A 20,736-nucleotide genomic window follows, 5' to 3' on the forward strand; every position below is an offset into this window, starting at 1 on the left:
TGCTTTGAGCAACCTGCGGCTAGCTTCCTAGTTTGCTCTTTGATTTTCATTGAGTATTAGGAGCAACCGAAGTAAATTTTCCCACAATAAAACGCATAATATCAAGTTTTTAATACCTGATACAATGCGTTTTTTTGATTATAAAGACTTTTTGCCCAATCTCTTCTAGGCGTTTAGAACCTTGTCTAAAAATTCTTTAAGACGCGGATGTTGTGGGTTATCAAAGATTTGGTCAGGTGTACCGTCCTCAAGGAATTCACCATCTGCAGTAAAGATAACTCGATTGGCAACCTTGCGGGCGAATCCCATTTCGTGGGTTACGATGATCATAGTCATACCTTGTTCAGCCAATTCCTTCATAACGTTAAGAACGTCACCGACCATCTCAGGGTCAAGGGCAGAAGTTGGTTCGTCAAAGAGCATGATATCAGGGTTCATGGCTAGACCGCGAGCAATAGCCACACGCTGTTTTTGACCACCTGATAGGCTTTCAGGATTTGCATTAGCCTTATCAGCGAGTCCAACTTTTTCAAGAAGTTCCATTCCCAATTTTTCAGCTTCGGCCTTAGTCATCAACTTATGCTCTACTGGTGCGAAAGTGATATTTTCCAATACCGTCATGTGTGGGAAAAGATTGAAGTGCTGGAACACCATTCCGACATTTTCACGAACATGGTCCACGTTGGTTGCTTTATCCGTCAAATCATAACCATTAACCGTGATATGACCTTTTGTACCTTCCTCAAGGAGATTCAAGCTACGCAAGAAAGTTGATTTACCTGAACCAGAAGGTCCAATGATACAAACAACATCTCCTTCATAGAATTTTGCTGAGATTCCTTTAAGGACTTTGTTTTTACCATATTGTTTATGTAAATTATCGACATCGATTTTTAATTTAGCCATTATTGAATCCTCTTTTCTAAGCGTTTTGCAAGTCTAGTAAGAAGAGTGATAATCACAAGATAGAAGACTGCGAGAATTGCATACATTTTGAAACTTTGGTAGTTACGAGCAATGATAATCTTACCAGTCTGGAAGAGTTCTACTAGCCCGATTGCAGATACGATAGTTGTATCTTTAAGAGCGATGACAAATTGGTTGACGAAGTTTGGAAGCATGAGTTTGGTTGCTTGTGGCAAGACAATCTTACGCATGGTTTTACTGTAAGAGATACCAAGGCTTCGACTAGCTTCCATTTGTCCGATAGGAACAGCCTTAATACCACCACGAACAATTTCAGCGATGTAGGCAGCTGAGTTTAGGGAGAGTGCGATTGTACCAGCGACAAAGTCATTGATTGGACTCTGTTGGCCTGTAAGAGATTCGATAAAGTTAGGAATTCCCCAGAAGATAAAGGCAGCAAGAATCATCAGTGGAATACCACGAATCACATCGACAAAGATTTCTGAAATAAGACGAAGTGATTTATAAGGACTAACGCTGAACATACCAAAGATAATCCCGATAACAATCGCAATTGCAAAGGAAATCAAAGCTAGAGAAAGGGTAATTCCAAGTCCACTTAGGAGTTGTTTGTAGTTGTTTTTCAACAAGCCCCAGATAGTAGTTTCGTCAACAGTTGATGATTCACTTGTTGAATCAGTTGCAAGGTATTTATCAAGAATCTTTTGGAATTCACCACTTGCTTTAAGATTTGCAAGACCGTTGTTGAACATTTCAATCAATTCTGGATTGCTTCCCTTTTTAACTGCAAAAGCAGTTTCACCGATTGGAGTACCTTCAATTGGTGCTTTTAATTTTTGACCTTGACTGATAGAGTATTTAAGAACTGGTTCGTCATCCATCACAGCGTCAATTGAACCAGTGTTCAAGCTGTCATACATAGATGAACCGTCTGCAAAGGTTTTAATTTTATAACCATATTTGCTTTGATTTTCAGTTAGGAAGGTTTGAGAAGCAGTACCATTTTTAACACCAACGGTTTTACCATTCAGATCTTCATAAGAAGAAATGGTACTTGATTCCTTAACTCCAAGAATAGTATTAGCTGTATAGTAAGAATCAGAGAAATCAAAGGTTTCTTTACGAGCGTCTGTAACAGACATACCAGCAATCATACCATCAGCTTGACCAGATTGAACTGCGTTAATAGCAGCGTCAAATCCTGGGTTAGTGATTTCGATTTCAAAACCTTGATCTTTGGCAATGGCCTTGATTAAGTCCATATCAATACCAGTGTACTGGTTGCTTGAGTTCTGGAAGACAAATGGTGCAAATGAAGAATCACTAGCGATAACGTATTTTGATTTAACTGGAGTAGCTTTTTGACCTGCGCTTGTAGTAGAAGTGAGAGAAGTCACTTGTGAACTAGTTTTAGAAGAGTTTGTCCATTTATTGATAATTTTGTCCAAGCTACCATCTTTTTTCATCTGAGCTAAAGCTTCGTTAAATTCTGTAACTAGGTATTCGTACTTGCTGCCTTTTTTAACACCGAAAGCAAAGCTTCCAACGGCTTCTCCGTCCATGTTGATACTGAGATCTTGCCCTTGGTTAATAGCGTACTCGATAACTGGTTTGTCATCCATGATGGCATTTACAGCACCTGTACTGAGACTGTTATTCATCAAATCGCCAGTATCAAAGGTTTTGATAGTGAAACCATATTTATCTTTGATGCTTTCTAGGAAACGTTGTGCTGCAGTACCGTTTTTAACACCAACAGTTTTACCACTGAGTTCTTCATACTTAGTGATTTTGTTAGACTTAGTCGTTGCGATGACAACTTTTGTATCATAGTAAGTATCAGACATGGTAAAGACGTTTTCACGTTCTTTGGTTTTTGTCATACCAGCCATAATCGCATCTGCTTGTCCTGCTTGGACTGCATTGACAGCAGCATCAAAGCCTGGATAAGACATTTGGATATTCCATCCTTTTATCTCAGCGACTTTATTGATGATGTCAACATCAATTCCTTTATAAGTCTGGTCTGTATCTTTAAACTCAAAGGGTGCATAAGCAGTATCACTAACAATCTTGATAGTGTCCGCATTAGCATAGCCTAGAGAGAATAAGGGAAATAAAAATAATAAAAATGCAAGGATTTTTTTCTTCATGTTTAGTCTCCTTTTTAGAATATTTACCCATTATAGCAGAAACTAAAAAAGTTGGCAAATATTTAGTGTTTTTATGTAAGAAGATGTGACATAAAAATCTTATGATACTGATTTTTTGATATAAAAAGGAAGAAAAGCCGAACACATGTTGATGAGTTCGGCTTGTTCTATATAATGGGAATGATTAGATTGACTTGTGCACCATGATTACTATTTTCTAAGTGCATAGTTCCATTATGAAGTTTCATGACGCGCTTGACGAAAGATAAACCAAGTCCATAGTGACTTTCTTGAGAGGGGGTTCTTGCTTGGTCATCTTTATAGAAAAGATTTCCAGCATTTTGTAATATGTTTTTTGAAAAACTAGATTGGTTATTCCATATAGTTAGAACTAATTGACTCTTTTCTTGTGAAATTGTTAGGTGGATTTGTGCATCATTCTCTTTTTGATGTTGTAAGGCATTGTTAATAATATTTGTGATTGCTCGGAAAAATAGATTGGAATGAATTGCAATTTGTGTTGATGGATTTACTGTATTTGTAAAAACAAAGTGTGTATTTCTAGGAAGTAAAGGTGTGATATGTTCCTTTAATTGATGAGTTACTTGTTTAATTGATATGTTTTCAAGTTGAATATCATGGTCATAAAAAGTTTTGGAGTATTGGATGAAGTGGTTGAAATACTCATTTAACTGAATACTTGCTTGCTCCAGATCTTTTAGACATTCCATTACTTGGGGTGTTTGTTTGGTAGATTGTAGGAATTCAGCATTTCCTCTGATGACAGTTAGAGGAGTTCGAAGATCATGTGCAGCGCTAGATACTTGAAACATGAGTTCTTTTTTTTGTTCTTTTTCATTTTCAATCCTATTTTTTATATCAGATTGCATTTTTTCGATCAGATCATTTGTTTCAATAAATTCTTTAATCTGAAAATGCTGATGATCATTTTTGTTGAAATATAGACCACTATGATAAACCATGTTCATTTCTTTTTGAATCTTGGTTAATAATTGTCGAATATTTGTTACAATGATAAGAATTAAAATGATGCAAAGATAAATCCAAGAACTGACGCTAAAAAATAAAGCAAAGAGATTGGCATTTTTCTCATTGATTCCAGATACAGAAGATAGAAGAGCGGGAACTATGTAAAAAAGTATAAGGCATAGAAGAAATTGCCAAATGATTTTAAGGTAGGTATGCTGAATGAGTTGTTTGATTGTCATTTCTTTTGCCATTTGTATCCTCCTCCCCAAACCGTTTTGATAGGATCAATTTGATGATCCTTAAATTTTTGTCTGATTTGATAGATGTATTCGGTGATTGAACGTAGCTGTACATCAGAGCTTACAGGATAGAGGTAATCGTAAAGTTCCTCTGCGCTAAATATTCGGTTCTCATTTTTAGCTAAAAGGTAAAGTAAATCAAATTCTCGCTTAGTTAGAGAAATGCTCTTTGATTGATAATAAACTTCTTGACTATCTCGATAAAAAGTTATATCTGAAATCAATTCTTTTTTAGAAGTTTGGCACAATCTTTCATCTCTGCGAAGATGCATTTGAATTCTTGCAATCAATTCTTTTATGCTAAATGGTTTTGTGATGTAATCATCTGCTCCAGCTTGTATTCCCTCTAGTAAATCTTCTTCAAAATCTTTAGCGGTTAGAAACAGGATTGGAGTAGTAATTTGTGAACGAATGGAGCGACAAATCTCTAAACCAGAAATAGGCATCATGACATCAAGTAAAATCAGATCGAATCCAGTAAAGTCACAAATATCGATCTCTTCTATATTTGACCGAGTTTCTACGTTAAAGTTGTTTGCTTCTAATGCATTTCCAATTAATCGTAAGATTTTTTCATCATCGTCAATTGCTAAAATTTTATACTTCATAATCCCTCCAATTACTTGTGTATATTATAGCAAACATAGAAAGTAATTTGTTAGAAATGAAAAAATAATTATAAAAATATTTATTCTGATTTTTTACTGATATTCTCCTGATATACTTGCTCCAAGTGAAGGTGAAATTTCACAAAAAGTCAGAAGGGAAAAAGAATGAATGATAACAATTCAAAATCTACATAAGGAATATAATAATAAAATTGTCCTACAAAATGTAACTTTCAAAGCTAAGAAAGGTGAGGTCACTGGATTGATTGGACCAAATGGTTCTGGGAAATCAACTCTAATCAGAATTTTACTCGGTCTAGAAAATAGTCAAACGGGAATGGCATTGATCAATGGCAAAAAATACTCTCAATTGGGAGATAACCCTTTTTGTGTTGTTGGATCATTCCTTGACAGTTGCCAACCTTACCCAACAAGAACAGGATTCCAGCATCTTCGGTGGATTGGCTTGGCTTGTGGTGTTAACAGAAATAGGTGCAACGAATGTTTAGACTTGGTGGGGTTAAGTGAAGCTAGAAATAAAAAAGTAAAGGACTATTCATTAGGTATGAAGCAACGTCTTGGATTAGCAACAGCCTTATTAGCAAATCCTGACATTTTAATTTTAGATGAGCCAATCAATGGACTCGATCCAGAAGGAATACGCTGGGTACGTAATTTTTTACAATCTTTTGTCAGTGAAGGTAAAACTGTCTTAATGACAAGTCATTATATGAGTGAGTTAGAATTAACTGTAGATCATTTGGTCGGGATTTCTAATGGGAAGATTGTTATTGATGGTCCTACCAAAGACATTTTGAAACAGTTTGGATCTTTTGAGGAAGCATATTTTAAGGCGCTCGAAGGGAAAGAAGGTGAATAATATGTTAAAGCGTTCCTTTTTTAGTGACCTTTATAAATATAGTAGTTTACCTACTTTTAAAATTACTTTTTTTCTTATTTTGGGAGTCAGCATATTTTTTACACTTCAAAATATTCAGGTGATAAACGCTTTAGTAGAAGGAAATGGACAGGCGGTTAACCTTGACCCATCTATGTTATCATCGAATCCAGTCAATACAGTCAGGGATGCTCTCTTATCTTCACCCTACCAAGCAAGTGTTATTTTCTTGCCAATTCTGGTTTCACTTGTTTATTCAACCCATTATCAATTTGGTGATGATTATTTTACTCAGTTAATAATTCCTAACTGGAAAGTTCGACTTACTGGTTTTATTGCTAGTTCGATTGTCTTATCACTACTTTCTACTGTAATATTTTCGATAGTAAATGCTGTTGTTTTACTCATTTTTCTAGATTCTACTTTAAAGAACTATTTAGAATTTACTTTGTTTTTAGATGTCACGGTAAGAGTTATGATATTTTCAATCGTTCTTACTTTATTAGCTTTACTTTTCGTAATCGTAACGAAAAAATCAATGACTGCATTAATTGCAGACGTTTTATTATTGGTAATCAGCTTATCAGGTATTCTAAGAGGAATTTCCTCTAAAATAGAAAATCTATTGCCTTTGATTGGAGCAAAGTCATTTGCATTTGACCGAATTGAAGGGACTCAAACGAGCCAATTGTATGGATTTACTCTTTTAGTTGTTGAAGGAGTCGTATTCTTAGTTTTCATAATTGTTGTAGAAAAGATTCGAATGGGGAGGAAGAATGGCAAGTCTATTTAGAAGTCTTATCGTCAAAAAATATAGCTTAAAACCCGTAAAGTTTCAGATAGCCTTACACTTACCTCTAATAGTTTTTGTGTGTTTGTTGAGTGTGTTACCAGTTACAATCAATGGTAGAATTGTAGAATTATCTTTAAAGCAAGCTCTTGTTTTTACATCAATGTTCTCTGCTGCTATTGGGTGTGTTAATGCATTTGTAGACTTACAATCACACGAAACAAAATTAGTTTTTTTGGTGAGTGGAAAAAGGATCTTAAGTTCAATGAGTATTCTGTTCGTAGAGTTATTTGATGTCTTACTACAATCAACTTTATATTTCATTGTACTGCATATATGGTTTCATTTTTTAAGTATCGAAAATAGTGTCGGTTTAGAAATTTTCAGTTTCTATTTGATTGGTTCCATCCAATACTTTTTAATTTCTTACTTTTTAAGTTATTTTTTCAAAAGTCCAATGGGGAGTTTAGCTATTTTGTTGCTATTTCCTATTTTGTTACAACCTTTCATAGAAAGAGTAGTGGAACCAATGACTAGTTATCTATTTTATAATATTGTTGCGGATACGATACTAGGGAGAGCTTCCTACCTGCAACTATGTGTTTATGCTCTTGAATTGGTGTTTTCACTTGGAGCAACTCTTTACCTTTTGATAAAGAATCAAGAAGTTAAGTAGTAAAGTGGTCTCATAAAAATGATGCTGATGAACAAGCTTTACTAATTCTGTAAGTCATTGACGTTGATGTTTATTACGTATTGCATTGTCTCAAATAAAAGACAAGACTTTCGAAGTAATATCGAGGGTCTTGTTTAGTCTTCACTTCTAATATGAGTCTATTTAATTATATTGTCATTTAAACATGTACTGATTTACGGGATTATTTTGTTACATCTTGTATTTCCCTTTCATTCCCCAACTCAGAGAATTCTGGTGATTTATGGTAAAATAAGGTCTATATATGTGAGGACAAAGAGATGATCAATAGAATTACAGACAACAAATTTAAACTCGTATCTAAATACCAACCGTCTGGGGATCAACCGCAGGCTATTGAGCAGTTGGTAGATAACATTGAGGGTGGAGAAAAGGCCCAAATCCTGATGGGGGCGACTGGTACAGGAAAGACCTATACCATGAGCCAGGTGATTGCTCAAGTTAATAAACCAACCCTAGTCATCGCCCACAATAAAACTCTTGCAGGTCAGCTCTATGGAGAGTTTAAGGAATTTTTCCCAGAAAATGCAGTTGAGTACTTCGTATCTTACTATGATTACTACCAACCGGAAGCTTATGTTCCATCGAGCGATACCTACATCGAAAAAGATAGTTCAGTCAACGATGAGATCGATAAACTTCGTCACTCCGCTACATCAGCACTCTTGGAGCGTAATGATGTTATCATCGTAGCATCTGTTTCTTGTATCTATGGTTTGGGTTCGCCTAAGGAATACGCTGATAGCGTCGTAAGTCTGCGTCCGGGTCTTGAGATCTCTCGTGATAAACTCTTGAATGACTTGGTTGATATTCAGTTCGAACGCAATGACATTGATTTTCAGCGGGGAAGATTCCGTGTGCGTGGGGATGTGGTGGAGATTTTCCCAGCCTCTCGTGACGAGCATGCATTTCGTGTTGAGTTTTTCGGTGATGAAATTGATCGTATTCGTGAAGTCGAAGCTCTTACGGGGCAAGTTCTGGGCGAAGTGGATCATTTGGCGATTTTCCCAGCTACTCACTTTGTGACTAATGATGACCACATGGAAGTAGCTATTGCTAAGATTGAGGCTGAGTTGGAGGAGCAGTTAGCTATCTTTGAGAAGGAAGGTAAGCTCCTTGAAGCCCAGCGTTTGAAACAGCGTACAGAGTATGATATCGAGATGCTTCGTGAGATGGGCTATACAAACGGAGTTGAAAACTACTCACGCCACATGGATGGACGGAGCGAAGGAGAGCCTCCTTACACATTACTCGATTTCTTCCCTGATGATTTCTTGATTATGATTGATGAGAGCCACATGACCATGGGGCAAATCAAGGGAATGTACAATGGCGACCGTTCGCGTAAGGAAATGTTGGTTAATTACGGTTTCCGTTTGCCGTCTGCCTTGGATAATCGCCCACTTCGTCGTGAAGAGTTTGAAAGTCATGTTCACCAGATTGTCTATGTTTCAGCGACACCTGGTGATTATGAGATGGAACAAACGGACACCGTGATTGAGCAAATCATCCGTCCAACAGGTCTCTTGGATCCAGAGGTGGAAGTGCGCCCAACCATGGGACAGATTGATGATTTGCTTGGTGAAATCAATGCCCGTGTTGAAAAGAATGAACGCACCTTTATCACAACCTTGACCAAGAAAATGGCAGAAGATTTGACGGATTACTTTAAGGAAATGGGCATCAAGGTCAAATACATGCACTCAGATATCAAGACTCTGGAGCGTACCGAGATTATCCGTGATTTGCGTTTAGGAGTCTTTGACGTCTTGGTCGGAATCAATCTCCTTCGTGAAGGGATTGACGTACCTGAAGTAAGTTTAGTTGCCATTCTCGATGCTGATAAGGAAGGCTTCCTCCGTAACGAACGTGGTCTTATCCAAACCATCGGTCGTGCAGCCCGTAATAGTGAAGGTCACGTGATTATGTATGCTGATACTATGACTCAGTCTATGCAAAAAGCCATCGATGAAACAGCTCGTCGTCGTAAAATTCAGATGGCCTATAATGAAGAACACGGCATTGTCCCACAAACTATTAAGAAGGAAATCCGTGACCTTATCTCTGTCACAAAAACTGTGGCTAAAGAAGAAGACAAGGAAGTCGATATCAATAGCCTCAATAAACAAGAACGCAAAGAACTCGTCAAAAAACTGGAAAAACAAATGCAAGAAGCCGTTGAAGTGCTTGACTTTGAATTGGCTGCTCAGATCCGTGATATGATGTTGGAAGTGAAGGCTTTGGATTGAGAAGGGGGAGACATATGACAATATTATCAGACTATAAATCAGGTATTGATGCTGATTCACTAATTAAAAGTTTGAAAGAATTGGATATAGAGAAAAGAAAATCTGAACTTAAGAAACTTTTAAATAACTTTTTAAAATTATCTCCCAAAGATAGTTTATTAAAATTACCAGTAATTTTAGAGATTTTATTTGTATTTCATCAACTATTCGAAATAACAACTCATAGGGAAGTGTTAAAAAAATCAGAAAAAATTCTCAAAGATAAGATTAAGGATTTTCCAGAAAGTAAGCTGTTAAGAGAAAGTTTTTTCTGGTATTCTTATTCTCTTATAAAATATTTTGATAAAATTGAAGGTACAAAAGTATATCAGGATTTCTTTAAACAGGATAGTTTGTACGCGGAAGCTATAAGTTATATGAAAAAATCAAGTGATGATGGAATTGATGAAGATATCATAGGCTTCATACTTTCTTTAATTTTCATCCTTTTATATAAAATTGATTATAAAGCAAGTAATTTGCAGTTAGCACTAGAAGATATCAGTGAGAATCTTATGAGTATCTATAAAAATAAATCTTCCTATGCTGAGTATATTATAAGTGAAGAATTTTTTGAAAATTTTAAACTGAAGAATTTAGTATCAATCAATGAGTATCATAAAAATAATACGGAAGACTTGTATATAGAATTTTATTTATCATGGATAGATTCTAATAGTTTAGATACAAATAACTATTATGAAGATATTATTCAATCTATAATGAAATATAATAAATCGGATATCATTAAGACGCAAGCCTTTAAGCTATTAGAAAAATGGGAGAGATTAGGGAACATAAATATAAGAAATTCAAATGATTTGGAAGGATATTCTAAACAAAATCTAAAAAAAGTTGCGAATACTTTGATTGATGAGATTCGTGCAACTTTAACACTTGATATTGACGATTTAAAAAAACAAGAAAAATATGGTCACTATACAAAAATTGATACTTTGACTAAATTTTTAATTGTGTCTGCAAAATCCGACAAAGAATTCGAGCCTCCCTTTTTACGTTTAACGCATTCAAAGCAGCTTAACGATCCGATGGAAGGTCAAGCTTTGTATGAATATTTAGGTTTAGAGGGAAGTTCAATAGATTATCAAAGTTCTAATGTATTTTTATCTTCTTTGACTACTGTATCGGACAGTTTACCAATGTGGAAAGAATATGCAGATGAATCGCAAGGAGCATTTGTAGAGTATGACATGGAGTATATACAGAATATTGTCGAACATGATTTTTTAGAATTTGTAAAAATTTATTATCTAGAAAATGATAAAGAAGATGAGTCTCTCGTTGGGACAAGACTTCACAGTTTAAAAATAATTATTACAGAATTGCTGAATAAGGGTGAGAGAAAGATAGTTTCGGAGATTTCTAGTAATTTAGCGAAAATATCTTATCTTTTTAAGGTAGCAGACTATGAATATGAAAGTGAGTATCGTATTTTAATCAATTTTGATGATTCCCTTATAAAGGAACGAATATCGACTAGACAGCCATATGAACATAAAATAGGTTTAAAAAAGTTTAAAGAATCTGGCTATGAAGATTTTAGAAAATACATTCACTTAACTCCTATGGATGATGGGCGCTATGGATTGTTCGTATATATTAATCTTTTGCCTTTAAGATATTCGAAAGTAAAATTGGGACCAAAAGTGGATGATCCAGACTACATAGCTCCATACTTGAAACTTGTTGATCCTGATATAGAGATAGAAAGTTCAAAGATCCCTTATCGTTGAGTTTAGAGATTAACATTTTTTTAAAAATTTTGTTGAAGGATGAGTAATTCCACTCTTGAGTAAAAAATGAATAATAATCAAAGAAATTCAAATACAAAAAAGAATCGCCCAAGGAAAGAAAGTTTTCGGCTTTGGATGGATTCTCATAAATTATTAGGATTCTTCCTGGTCCTTGGTCTTATCCTAGCAATAGGACTAGGTCTGAATCTAATTTTCGAAAACCTTCCTATTCCGTTGCCCTACAGAGATATCAACTATAGTTTTCCAATATATATAAATATTTTCTGTCTGGTGTATCGATTATTTGACTATTGGTTCCTAGACTTGACTAGGACAAGAATGACGATAAAAAGATATGCAGATTTATTTATCTATCTTAATAGTATCGGTTTAATAGTTCATCTCTTTATTGGGATTGGTGGGAAAAATAGTAAAGGAATTTTGCCTTCTCTATTATCCCTAGACCACCGCTACATCTGGTTTCCTATTGCAACTTATCTGATCTTTTTCAGTTTGGCATCTATTATAACTCTAGTAATGAATTATATTGAAAAGAAAAGAGGACAAAAGGAAATGGGGAAAATTCATTCAAATGAAAAATCATAAAAGAAAATTAAAAAGGAAAAAGAAATTATCCAGGGTAGAGAAATTCAATCTGTGGTTAGAATCTCACAAGCTATTGGCCTTCTTAGTGGATTTTACAGTTTACCTAGTCTTAGTAGGGATAGTAAGTATTGTTTTAAGTCAGTTTATCCCCCTTCCAAGTCATTATAAACATATGGACTACATGTTTCCGCTTTTTCTTAATATATTCTTTATATTCGGTAGGATGTACGCTTATTATTTGCGAGAAATTTGTTCAACTAAGAAAAATTTTAAAGATTATCTGGAACCGTTTCTTTATATCAATAGTTTCTTTTTTATAATTCACTTGACAATGAGAATTAGAACACGGACTCACAAAGTTTTGCCTTCTCTCTTATCCCTAGATCACCGCTACATCTGGTTTCCAATTGCAACTTATCTGATCTTTTTCAGTTTGGCATCTATTATAACTCTAGTAATGAAGTATATTGAAAAGAAAAGGAGTCAATCATGATAAAACATCTAACTATATTTAGGGTAATTTACCTTCTGTTCCTGGTATTCGCCTTGATTCATTTTATCTTAGGATTGTTTGGCTTAGCTTTTACCCCAGTTTTGTGGAATATCTGGTTTTTTGGTCTCTGTTTAACCCTATTTATCCATCCATGGACCATCTTTTATAAAACAAGAATCTTTCAATGGCATCATTTGATTTTTCAAGCTCTCAGCGGATTCTTTGCTCTCATAATCTGGTTTGTGATTTTCTTTGTTTTATCTGTGGTTCCAGATTCGTCTATGCCTATCAATATAGATTATCAGATGAATAGTAAAGATAAGGAAATCAGAATCATCAGAGGATTCTTACTCCATGAAATTCATGAATATCATGACTTAGTTAATCCTTTGATTATGAAATCTAAAGTTAAGTATGTAGAAAAAAATTAAACATTAGAAAGCGAGTAAATTTATGTCCCGTTCCCAATTAACGATTTTAACAAACATTTGTCTGATTGAAGACCTCGAAACTCAGCGCGTGGTTATGCAGTACCGCACTCCTGAAACCAATCGCTGGTCTGGTTATGCCTTCCCAGGGGGACATGTTGAAAATGGAGAGGCTTTTGCAGAATCTGTTATTCGTGAAATATACGAGGAAACAGGTCTGACGATTAAAAATCCTCAACTGGTCGGCATTAAAAATTGGCCTTTAGATTCGGGTGAACGCTATATTGTCTTTTGTTATAAGGCGACTGAGTTCTCTGGTACTCTTCGCTCTTCAGATGAAGGAGAAGTTTCTTGGATACAAAAAGACCAGATTCCCAACTTGGATCTGGCCTATGATATGTTACCTTTGATGGAGATGATGGAAGCTCCTGATAAGTCAGAATTTTTCTACCGTCACCGTACAGAAGATGGATGGGAAAAGAAAACCTTCTAATCCTTTACTAAATAACCTAACTTGTCCAGGGCCTTCTCGATATAGAGGAGGTCTTGTTCGTTTTCAGCTTCGACTAGGTGATAATGAACGCCATCTGTTAATTCAGAAAGTGGTCTAAAGTCAGACCGTTCAACTTGCTCTAAAAAATGCTGAACGTCACGGCGACAAGAGAGTTTGAGCAAGGTTTCAATTTCTCCATAAACTGGATGATCAATCAAGGTATTCTGAACACGTCCCCCATTATCGACGATAGCTAGAAGTTCTTGTCCGATTTCTTCCATCTCGTGCTTTACTTTAAACAGCTTGTGAACATACGGATTGGTTTTGCTTTCTTTATAAATATAGCCACGATTGGTTGATAAGATAGGAGCACCGTCTGCACGAAGAACAGCAATGTCCTGAACAATAATCTGGCGAGTTACATGAAAACGGTCTGCTAAGCTTTTTCCGTTTAGAGGTTTTTGAGCTTCTTTTAAGAGTTGTAAAAGGGTTTCTTTTCTATTTTTTGTCATAGTCTCTTTCTTAATGGCGTTTTTTTAATGCTTTATAAACAGCTAAGGCTAAGTAATAGTCTACCATACTATGAATAATTGTACCAATACCAACCAGGACAAATAGGACATAAAACATATTTTCTACATTGGTTCCAGTTCCTGCATAAAAGATAATACATGCAAAAACCTCAGCAATAGCATGAACCAAGCCAAGTACAAAGTTAAAAATCAATGAAGATTTCTTATTGTCCAAGGTTTGAGGATGTTTTTGAAGATAGAAAGCACCCAGACTTCCAAAAAAGATATGGGAAAATGCACGAAGTACGATAACAATCGGATATCCAGCCATGAGAAATCCTAAACTAGAAGCTATAATGACAAAGATAGCCATCCAGGGAGAAATAAACATAGCGATAAAAATAGCAACGTGACTTCCTAGAGTGTAGGAAGCGGGAGGAATGACAATTTTAAAGGGCATCACCAAAGGAATCAAAATAGCGATAGCTGTCAGTAATGCGGTCAAGGTCATGAATTGTGTTTTCTTTTGTGTATTCATAATAACTCCTTTTTATCTGTATATACAGTTGTATAGTACAATAAAAAATCAAGCAAGTCAAGAAGCAAAATTGATTTTAGAGAAGATTTTTTAAATGAGGAAAAAGAATGCTAAAAAGAATCAATAAAATTTTAAAAAAATAAGAAAAAACTCTTGCACTAATCAAAGTAGTGTGGTATACTTATAAACGGTTTGAAAAAACTGCCTAAGACAGTAGGGGAGCTCGACTCATAAATATCCTACCGAGGACAAAACGTATCATTTAAAAAGAAGCGTATTGTACTTTCGTGTCTAGGTTTGGGCGCGTTTTTCTTTTGGAAAAATTCCCCAAGCAAAATAATTACGGAGGTGAACACACTAATGAGTGAAGCAATTATTGCTAAAAAAGCGGAACTAGTTGACGTAGTAGCTGAGAAAATGAAAGCTGCTGCATCAATCGTCGTTGTAGACGCTCGTGGTTTGACAGTTGAACAAGATACAGTTCTTCGTCGTGAGCTTCGTGGAAGCGAAGTTGAGTACAAAGTTATCAAAAACTCAATCTTACGTCGTGCAGCTGAACAAGCTGGACTTGGAGAATTGGCATCTGTTTTTGTTGGACCATCTGCTGTAGCATTTTCTAACGAAGATGTTATCGCACCAGCGAAAATCTTGAACGACTTTGCTAAAACTGCTGACGCACTTGAAATCAAGGGTGGTGCAATCGAAGGCGCTGTCGCATCAAAAGAAGAGATCGTTGCTCTTGCAACTCTTCCAAACCGCGAAGGACTTCTTTCTATGCTCCTTTCTGTACTTCAAGCGCCAGTGCGCAACGTTGCTCTTGCAGTCAAAGCGGTTGCAGAAAGCAAAGAAGACGCAGCTTAATCTTAAGCTACGCAGCGTAGCCTAGCTACGAAAAAAATAAAAAACTAATTTTAAAACTTATTTGGAGGAAATAACAATGGCATTGAACATTGAAAACATTATTGCTGAAATTAAAGAAGCTTCAATCCTTGAATTGAACGACCTTGTAAAAGCTATCGAAGAAGAATTTGGTGTAACTGCAGCTGCTCCTGTAGCTGTAGCTGCTGCTGGTGGTGCTGAAGAAGCTGCTAAAGATTCATTTGACGTTGAATTGACAGCTGCAGGCGACAAGAAAGTCGGCGTTATCAAAGTTGTACGTGAAATCACAGGTCTTGGTCTTAAAGAAGCTAAAGAACTTGTTGATGGTGCACCAGGTGTCATCAAAGAAGGCGTTGCAGCTGCAGAAGCTGAAGAAATCAAAGCTAAATTGGAAGAAGCTGGAGCTTCAGTTACTCTTAAATAATAGAGCGACTACATTTGTAGCTTAAAAACATGATTAAACCGCTATTCTTAGGATTAGCGGTTTTCTTTATAATTGAAAAGAGAAAATTTATAAAGTGTCTCCAGTTGTTCCATAAGATTTTCATCATAAAGTTCTGGAGTTTGATTAGAGAACCATGTCAATCAAACTCCAACGCTCGATAAAGCGATGATGTATCTGTGGAAGGAGATTATGTTTGCTAAGGTATTTTTTGCAGAATAGTGGTACAATATCCTTAGAATAGTTCAAAATTTATCTTTGCTATGGGAAAGGGAGATTGAACTCCCTGATGCATCCGTCTTAGTATGGGATTAATGTCCTATAAAAAGGAAATGTTATAAAGGTGATATTGATGGAAAGATATGAATTTACAGCGACAACAGCAAAATCAGATATAATAATTGGTATCCTTTTTCCCATGTTCCTCATGCTTCCTGTATTGGGAATACAGTTGGCAATATTCTATTTAAAACTGAATGATTTTTTTAAATCACAACCTCTTTTTCTTTATACGATAGTATTAGTATTTTTTGGTATTAGTTTTCTTTTAATTAAAAAAATACAAGGTAGTCTAGTGAAGAATTTTGTCGTAGAATTATCTGGAAGAAATATTAGGATTTGGTGTGATGGAAAGGAGATTGTATCAGGAGAAGTTATTTTCTGTAGGATAAAAAATAAGGAGCCTAAACTGGGGGCGAGAGCCTTAAATGTAGACATAGGCACCAAGGGGGATAACATTAAATTTCGAGTTCGGTCTAAGGAATATGAAAATTTATCATCTTCTACTTGGAATCCTCTCGGGACAAGCAAACCCTCTGATGTAGAAACGTTATTATCTTTGGGCAAAAAAATAAAAAATGCTATGGAAGAAGAAGTTTTGATAGAAGATGAAGCTTCAAAAAAACCTCGATCGTTTTGATTGAGGTTTTTAGCATATTTCTTAAACAATACCTTGTGCAATTTTAAATGTTTTAGTAAAGATTCCTTATAAAAAATTTTACTTCTTAATTACTTTTTGATATAATAGACGCAAGAAAGAATATCTTATTGGTAAATCCTAAGCGAGCCTGAGATAGTGAGAGTCAGGTGGTTGAGAGATAAGTGTGGCGCTTTTGGTAAATTTTAAAAAATAATGAAGTAATAAATTAGGGTGGAACCGCGTTTCTGACGCCCCTAGGTCACTTGACTTAGGAGCAAAGACACGGTTCTTTTTGTATTCTAGGTCGCAAGAATTTATAATAAAGGAGTAAATAATGTCTAAAAAATTGACTTTCCAGGAAATTATCCTTACTTTGCAACAATACTGGAATGATCAGGGTTGTATGCTTATGCAGGCTTATGATAACGAAAAAGGTGCGGGAACTATGAGTCCTTACACCTTCCTTCGTGCTATCGGACCTGAGCCATGGAATGCTGCTTATGTAGAGCCATCACGTCGTCCAGCTGACGGTCGTTACGGGGAAAATCCTAACCGTCTTTACCAACACCACCAATTCCAAGTGGTCATGAAACCATCTCCATCAAACATCCAGGAGCTCTACCTTGAGTCTTTGGAAAAATTGGGCATCAACCCATTGGAACACGATATCCGCTTCGTTGAAGATAACTGGGAAAACCCATCCACTGGATCTGCAGGTCTTGGTTGGGAAGTGTGGCTTGACGGTATGGAAATCACTCAGTTCACTTACTTCCAACAAGTCGGTGGCTTGGCAACTGGTCCTGTTACAGCTGAGGTTACTTATGGTTTAGAACGTTTAGCTTCTTATATCCAAGAGGTAGACTCAGTTTACGATATCGAGTGGGCTCCAGGAGTTAAATATGGAGAAATCTTCCTTCAACCAGAATACGAACACTCAAAATACAGCTTTGAAGTTTCAGATCAAGACATGCTTCTTGAAAACTTCGAAAAATTTGAAAAAGAAGCTGGACGTGCATTAGAACTAGGTCTTGTGCATCCAGCCTACGACTACGTTTTGAAATGTTCACATACCTTCAACTTGCTTGACGCTCGTGGAGCTGTGTCAGTTACAGAACGTGCTGGATATATTGCTCGTATCCGTAACTTGGCCCGTGTAGTAGCCAAAACCTTCGTAGCAGAACGCAAAAAACTCGGCTACCCACTTCTTGACGAAGCCACACGCGCCAAACTCCTAGCAGAAGAGGAAGAATAAAAAAGTTACAAGGATAGAAAAAGGGCGAACAAAGTGAGCCCGTATGGCACTCAGAGGCAAGTCGAAGACTTGCTAAAGGGATAGGCACCGCCGTACTGATATCTGGGGATTTTTGAAACTTTAGGTTCAAAAATCAGTTGACTAAATCCACTTTGATGAGACTGTTGGAAAACTTTGTCAAGAAGACAGAAGATTTCCCCACAGACTCACAAAGTTAGTTAGCAACGTCCCCAGTACCTAAGGTGCCTATCAAAAAGAAGAAATTTTGTAAAGGAAAAAACATGGCAAAAAACTTATTAGTAGAACTAGGACTCGAAGAGTTACCAGCCTACGTTGTCACACCAAGTGAAAAACAACTAGGTGAAAAAATGGTAGCCTTTTTGGATAATAACCGCCTTTCATACGAAGGAATTCAAACTTTTTCAACTCCACGTCGTTTGGCTGTTCGCGTACTTGGCTTGGCAGACCAACAAACGGATTTGACTGAAGATTTTAAAGGACCTTCTAAAAAAATTGCTTTGGATGCAGAAGGAAATTTCTCTAAAGCAGCGCAAGGGTTTGTCCGTGGTAAAGGCTTGACTGTAGATGATATCGAATTCCGTGAAATCAAAGGTGAAGAATATGTCTACGTAACTAAGCATGAAGCTGGAAAACCAGCTGAGGAAGTTTTGGCTGGAATTCCAGAAGTATTGGCTAGCTTAAGCTTCCCAGTAAGTATGCACTGGGCAAACAATACCTTTGAATATATCCGTCCAGTCCATACGTTGACAGTTCTTTTGGATGATGTGGCACTCGATATGGATTTCTTAGATATTCATTCAGGAAGAGTTAGCCGTGGACATCGTTTCCTTGGTCACGAAGTAGAAATTCAGCATGCTGACAGCTATGAAGAAGACCTGCGCAAAGTTTATGTTATTGCAGATAGCATTGAACGCGAAAATATGATTCGTGAGCAAATTAAGGCTATCGAAGCTACAGAAGGTGTTCAGGTACAAATTGATGAAGGACTCTTGAATGAAGTTCTGAATTTGGTTGAATACCCAACTGCCTTCATGGGGAATTTTGATCCTAAGTACCTAGAGGTTCCAGAAGAAGTTTTGGTCACTTCAATGGAAACTCATCAACGCTACTTTGTAGTTCGTGACCTTGATGGAAATCTAAAACCAAACTTTATTTCTGTTCGTAACGGAAATGCAGAGTATTTGGATAATGTTATCCGAGGAAATGAGAAAGTCTTGGTAGCACGTCTTGAAGATGGTGAATTCTTCTGGCGTGAAGACCAAAAACTCAAGATTGAAGATCTTGTAGCTAAATTATCACACGTAACCTTCCATGAAAAGATTGGTTCACTTCGTGAGCACATGATTCGTACAGGGCAAATTGCTATACTTTTGGCAGAAAAAGCAGGTTTATCAGTTGATGAAACTGTTGACCTTGCTCGTGCTGCAGCCATTTATAAGTTTGACCTCTTGACTGGTATGGTTGGTGAATTTGATGAGCTTCAAGGGATCATGGGTGAGAAATATGCTCTTCTCGCTGGTGAGAATGCAGCAGTAGCACAAGCTATTCGTGAACACTACCTTCCAGATTCTGCAGATGGTGCTCTTCCTGAGTCTAAAGTTGGAGCTATCCTTGCACTAGCTGATAAATTAGATACTCTCTTATCTTTCTTCTCTGTTGGCTTGATTCCATCTGGTTCAAACGACCCTTATGCTCTTCGTCGTGCAACACAAGGGATTGTCCGTATCTTGGAAGACTTCGGTTGGAACATTCCAATGGACGAATTGATTGCTAGCCTGTATTCCCTATCATTTGAAAGTCTAACTTACGATAATCAAGAAGAAGTGCTTAACTTCATTAAAGCTCGTGTTGATAAGATGATGGGTTCTACTGCAAAAGATATCAAAGAAGCTGTTCTCGCAAGTTCGAATTTTGTTGTTTCTGATATGATTGAAGCTGCAGAAGCTTTAAGCGAAGCTGCAAATACTGAAGATTACAAATCATCAGTTGAGTCTCTATCTCGTGCCTTTAATTTAGCTGAAAAAGCAAATGGTTTGGTTAAAGTCGATGCAAGTCTTTTTGAAAATGAACAAGAAAAAGAACTTGCTCAAGCAGTAGAAAGTCTTGAATTGCAAGGTTCAGCTAGTGATAAATTAACGCAACTATTTGCTCTTAGTCCTGTAATTGATGCTTTCTTTGATAATACAATGGTTATGGCAGATGATGTTGATGTGAAGAATAACCGTTTAGCTATCCTTGCTGAACTTGTAAATAAAGCAAAAACAGTGGCTGCTTTCAATCTTCTCAATACAAAATAAAATTAAAAAATAATTGGAGGTTCTAATATGACACCAGAAAAAATTGCTCGTATTAATGAGCTTGCTAAAAAGAAAAAAACAGAAGGGTTGACTGCGGAAGAAAAAGTAGAACAAGCTAAACTTCGTGAGGAATATATCGAAGGCTATCGTCGTTCTGTTCGTCATCACATTGAAGGAATCAAAATTGTAGATGAAGATGGAAATGATGTGACTCCTGAAAAACTTCGTCAGGTACAACGGGAAAAAGGCTTACATGGTCGTAGTCTTGACGATCCAAATTCATAATTCTGAGATATAGAAAACTCGGTTAGGGAAAACTAACCGAGTTTTTGTTTTAAAAAGGGAACCTAAAGAGGTTCCTTTAGTATTAAATTTTATACTCTTCGAAAATCTCTTCAAACCACGTCAGCTTCACCTTGCCGTATATATGTTAC

At 36.3% G+C, this 20,736-nt stretch carries 20 protein-coding genes and 1 other annotated feature; of the genes, 14 read left to right on the top strand and 6 right to left on the bottom strand.

Annotation, left to right across the window (positions count from 1 at the left end; all coding sequences use genetic code 11):
* Positions 1 to 165 precede the first annotated feature (165 nt).
* The 4 genes from ADM33_RS03945 to ADM33_RS03960 all read right to left on the bottom strand — a co-directional run bounded on the left by ADM33_RS03945 (position 166) and on the right by ADM33_RS03960 (position 4,977).
* Positions 166 to 906 carry an amino acid ABC transporter ATP-binding protein gene (locus ADM33_RS03945; RefSeq protein ID WP_049503260.1) on the bottom strand — a complete coding sequence of 247 codons (741 nt, stop codon included), beginning with the start codon at positions 904 to 906 and terminating at the stop codon, positions 166 to 168.
* Positions 906 to 3,080: an ABC transporter substrate-binding protein/permease gene (locus tag ADM33_RS03950; RefSeq protein ID WP_049503261.1), complete on the bottom strand. Its 2,175-nt coding sequence runs from the start codon at positions 3,078 to 3,080 to the stop codon at positions 906 to 908. Before ADM33_RS03950 ends, ADM33_RS03945 begins: the two co-directional genes overlap by 1 nt.
* A gap of 167 nt (positions 3,081 to 3,247) precedes the next feature.
* The gene (locus tag ADM33_RS03955) at positions 3,248 to 4,321 is read right to left on the bottom strand and encodes a sensor histidine kinase (RefSeq protein ID WP_049503262.1); all 1,074 of its coding nucleotides are present in this window, start codon (positions 4,319 to 4,321) and stop codon (positions 3,248 to 3,250) included.
* The gene (locus ADM33_RS03960) at positions 4,306 to 4,977 is read right to left on the bottom strand and encodes a response regulator transcription factor (RefSeq protein ID WP_049503263.1); all 672 of its coding nucleotides are present in this window, start codon (positions 4,975 to 4,977) and stop codon (positions 4,306 to 4,308) included. Before ADM33_RS03960 ends, ADM33_RS03955 begins: the two co-directional genes overlap by 16 nt.
* A gap of 169 nt (positions 4,978 to 5,146) precedes the next feature.
* On the opposite strand from ADM33_RS03960, the gene ADM33_RS03965 reads away from it, so the two are divergent.
* The 8 genes from ADM33_RS03965 (at position 5,147) to ADM33_RS04005 (ending at position 13,442) form a co-directional block, all read left to right on the top strand.
* Positions 5,147 to 5,857 (top strand): ABC transporter ATP-binding protein, encoded by a 711-nt coding sequence (locus ADM33_RS03965; protein ID WP_049503264.1) that lies wholly within the window; start codon positions 5,147 to 5,149, stop codon positions 5,855 to 5,857.
* Between the two features lies 1 nt (position 5,858).
* Positions 5,859 to 6,668: a hypothetical protein gene (locus ADM33_RS03970; protein WP_049503265.1), complete on the top strand. Its 810-nt coding sequence runs from the start codon at positions 5,859 to 5,861 to the stop codon at positions 6,666 to 6,668.
* The gene (locus tag ADM33_RS03975; RefSeq protein WP_049503266.1) at positions 6,652 to 7,341 is read left to right on the top strand and encodes a hypothetical protein; all 690 of its coding nucleotides are present in this window, start codon (positions 6,652 to 6,654) and stop codon (positions 7,339 to 7,341) included. The genes ADM33_RS03970 and ADM33_RS03975 overlap by 17 nt, the downstream gene beginning before the upstream one ends.
* A 299-nt stretch (positions 7,342 to 7,640) precedes the next feature.
* Entirely contained in the window at positions 7,641 to 9,629 is a 1,989-nt protein-coding gene (gene uvrB / locus ADM33_RS03980) for an excinuclease ABC subunit UvrB (protein WP_049503267.1), read from the top strand.
* Positions 9,630 to 9,643: 14 nt separating this feature from the next.
* Positions 9,644 to 11,422 carry a DUF2971 domain-containing protein gene (locus ADM33_RS03985; RefSeq protein WP_053092711.1) on the top strand — a complete coding sequence of 593 codons (1,779 nt, stop codon included), beginning with the start codon at positions 9,644 to 9,646 and terminating at the stop codon, positions 11,420 to 11,422.
* A 66-nt stretch (positions 11,423 to 11,488) separates the two neighbouring features.
* Positions 11,489 to 12,028: a hypothetical protein gene (locus ADM33_RS11710; protein WP_239684813.1), complete on the top strand. Its 540-nt coding sequence runs from the start codon at positions 11,489 to 11,491 to the stop codon at positions 12,026 to 12,028.
* 489 nt (positions 12,029 to 12,517) lie between these two features.
* Entirely contained in the window at positions 12,518 to 12,952 is a 435-nt protein-coding gene (locus tag ADM33_RS04000; protein ID WP_049503269.1) for a hypothetical protein, read from the top strand.
* A gap of 22 nt (positions 12,953 to 12,974) precedes the next feature.
* Complete coding sequence (locus ADM33_RS04005; protein ID WP_049503270.1) at positions 12,975 to 13,442, top strand: 8-oxo-dGTP diphosphatase; 468 nt, start codon at positions 12,975 to 12,977, stop codon at positions 13,440 to 13,442.
* On the opposite strand, the gene ADM33_RS04010 is transcribed toward ADM33_RS04005, so the two are convergent.
* Both ADM33_RS04010 and ADM33_RS04015 read right to left on the bottom strand, forming a co-directional pair.
* A complete protein-coding gene (locus ADM33_RS04010; protein WP_049503271.1) occupies positions 13,439 to 13,954 on the bottom strand; it encodes a transcription repressor NadR in 516 nt (171 codons plus the stop codon). The genes ADM33_RS04005 and ADM33_RS04010 overlap by 4 nt on opposite strands.
* A gap of 10 nt (positions 13,955 to 13,964) precedes the next feature.
* Complete coding sequence (locus ADM33_RS04015) at positions 13,965 to 14,492, bottom strand: hypothetical protein (RefSeq protein ID WP_049503272.1); 528 nt, start codon at positions 14,490 to 14,492, stop codon at positions 13,965 to 13,967.
* Positions 14,493 to 14,678: 186 nt separating this feature from the next.
* Positions 14,679 to 14,814, top strand: a sequence feature (ribosomal protein L10 leader region).
* Positions 14,815 to 14,852: 38 nt separating this feature from the next.
* Here ADM33_RS04015 and rplJ point away from each other — a divergent pair.
* The 6 genes from rplJ (at position 14,853) to ADM33_RS04045 (ending at position 20,587) form a co-directional block, all read left to right on the top strand.
* The gene (gene rplJ, locus ADM33_RS04020) at positions 14,853 to 15,353 is read left to right on the top strand and encodes a 50S ribosomal protein L10 (RefSeq protein ID WP_049503273.1); all 501 of its coding nucleotides are present in this window, start codon (positions 14,853 to 14,855) and stop codon (positions 15,351 to 15,353) included.
* Between the two features lie 76 nt (positions 15,354 to 15,429).
* On the top strand, positions 15,430 to 15,795 hold the full coding sequence (gene rplL / locus ADM33_RS04025; RefSeq protein WP_001196968.1) for a 50S ribosomal protein L7/L12: 366 nt from the start codon (positions 15,430 to 15,432) through the stop codon (positions 15,793 to 15,795).
* A gap of 370 nt (positions 15,796 to 16,165) precedes the next feature.
* Positions 16,166 to 16,732 carry a hypothetical protein gene (locus ADM33_RS04030; protein ID WP_049503274.1) on the top strand — a complete coding sequence of 189 codons (567 nt, stop codon included), beginning with the start codon at positions 16,166 to 16,168 and terminating at the stop codon, positions 16,730 to 16,732.
* 334 nt (positions 16,733 to 17,066) lie between these two features.
* On the top strand, positions 17,067 to 17,984 hold the full coding sequence (gene glyQ / locus ADM33_RS04035; RefSeq protein ID WP_000038760.1) for a glycine--tRNA ligase subunit alpha: 918 nt from the start codon (positions 17,067 to 17,069) through the stop codon (positions 17,982 to 17,984).
* A gap of 281 nt (positions 17,985 to 18,265) precedes the next feature.
* A complete protein-coding gene (gene glyS / locus ADM33_RS04040) occupies positions 18,266 to 20,302 on the top strand; it encodes a glycine--tRNA ligase subunit beta (RefSeq protein ID WP_049503275.1) in 2,037 nt (678 codons plus the stop codon).
* A gap of 27 nt (positions 20,303 to 20,329) precedes the next feature.
* A complete protein-coding gene (locus tag ADM33_RS04045) occupies positions 20,330 to 20,587 on the top strand; it encodes a DUF896 family protein (RefSeq protein ID WP_000187071.1) in 258 nt (85 codons plus the stop codon).
* The last annotated feature ends 149 nt before the right edge of the window (positions 20,588 to 20,736 follow it).

Origin of the sequence: Streptococcus oralis, assembly GCF_001075875.1 — a bacterium.
In the GTDB taxonomy this organism is placed as follows: Bacteria; Bacillota; Bacilli; order Lactobacillales; family Streptococcaceae; genus Streptococcus; species Streptococcus oralis_I.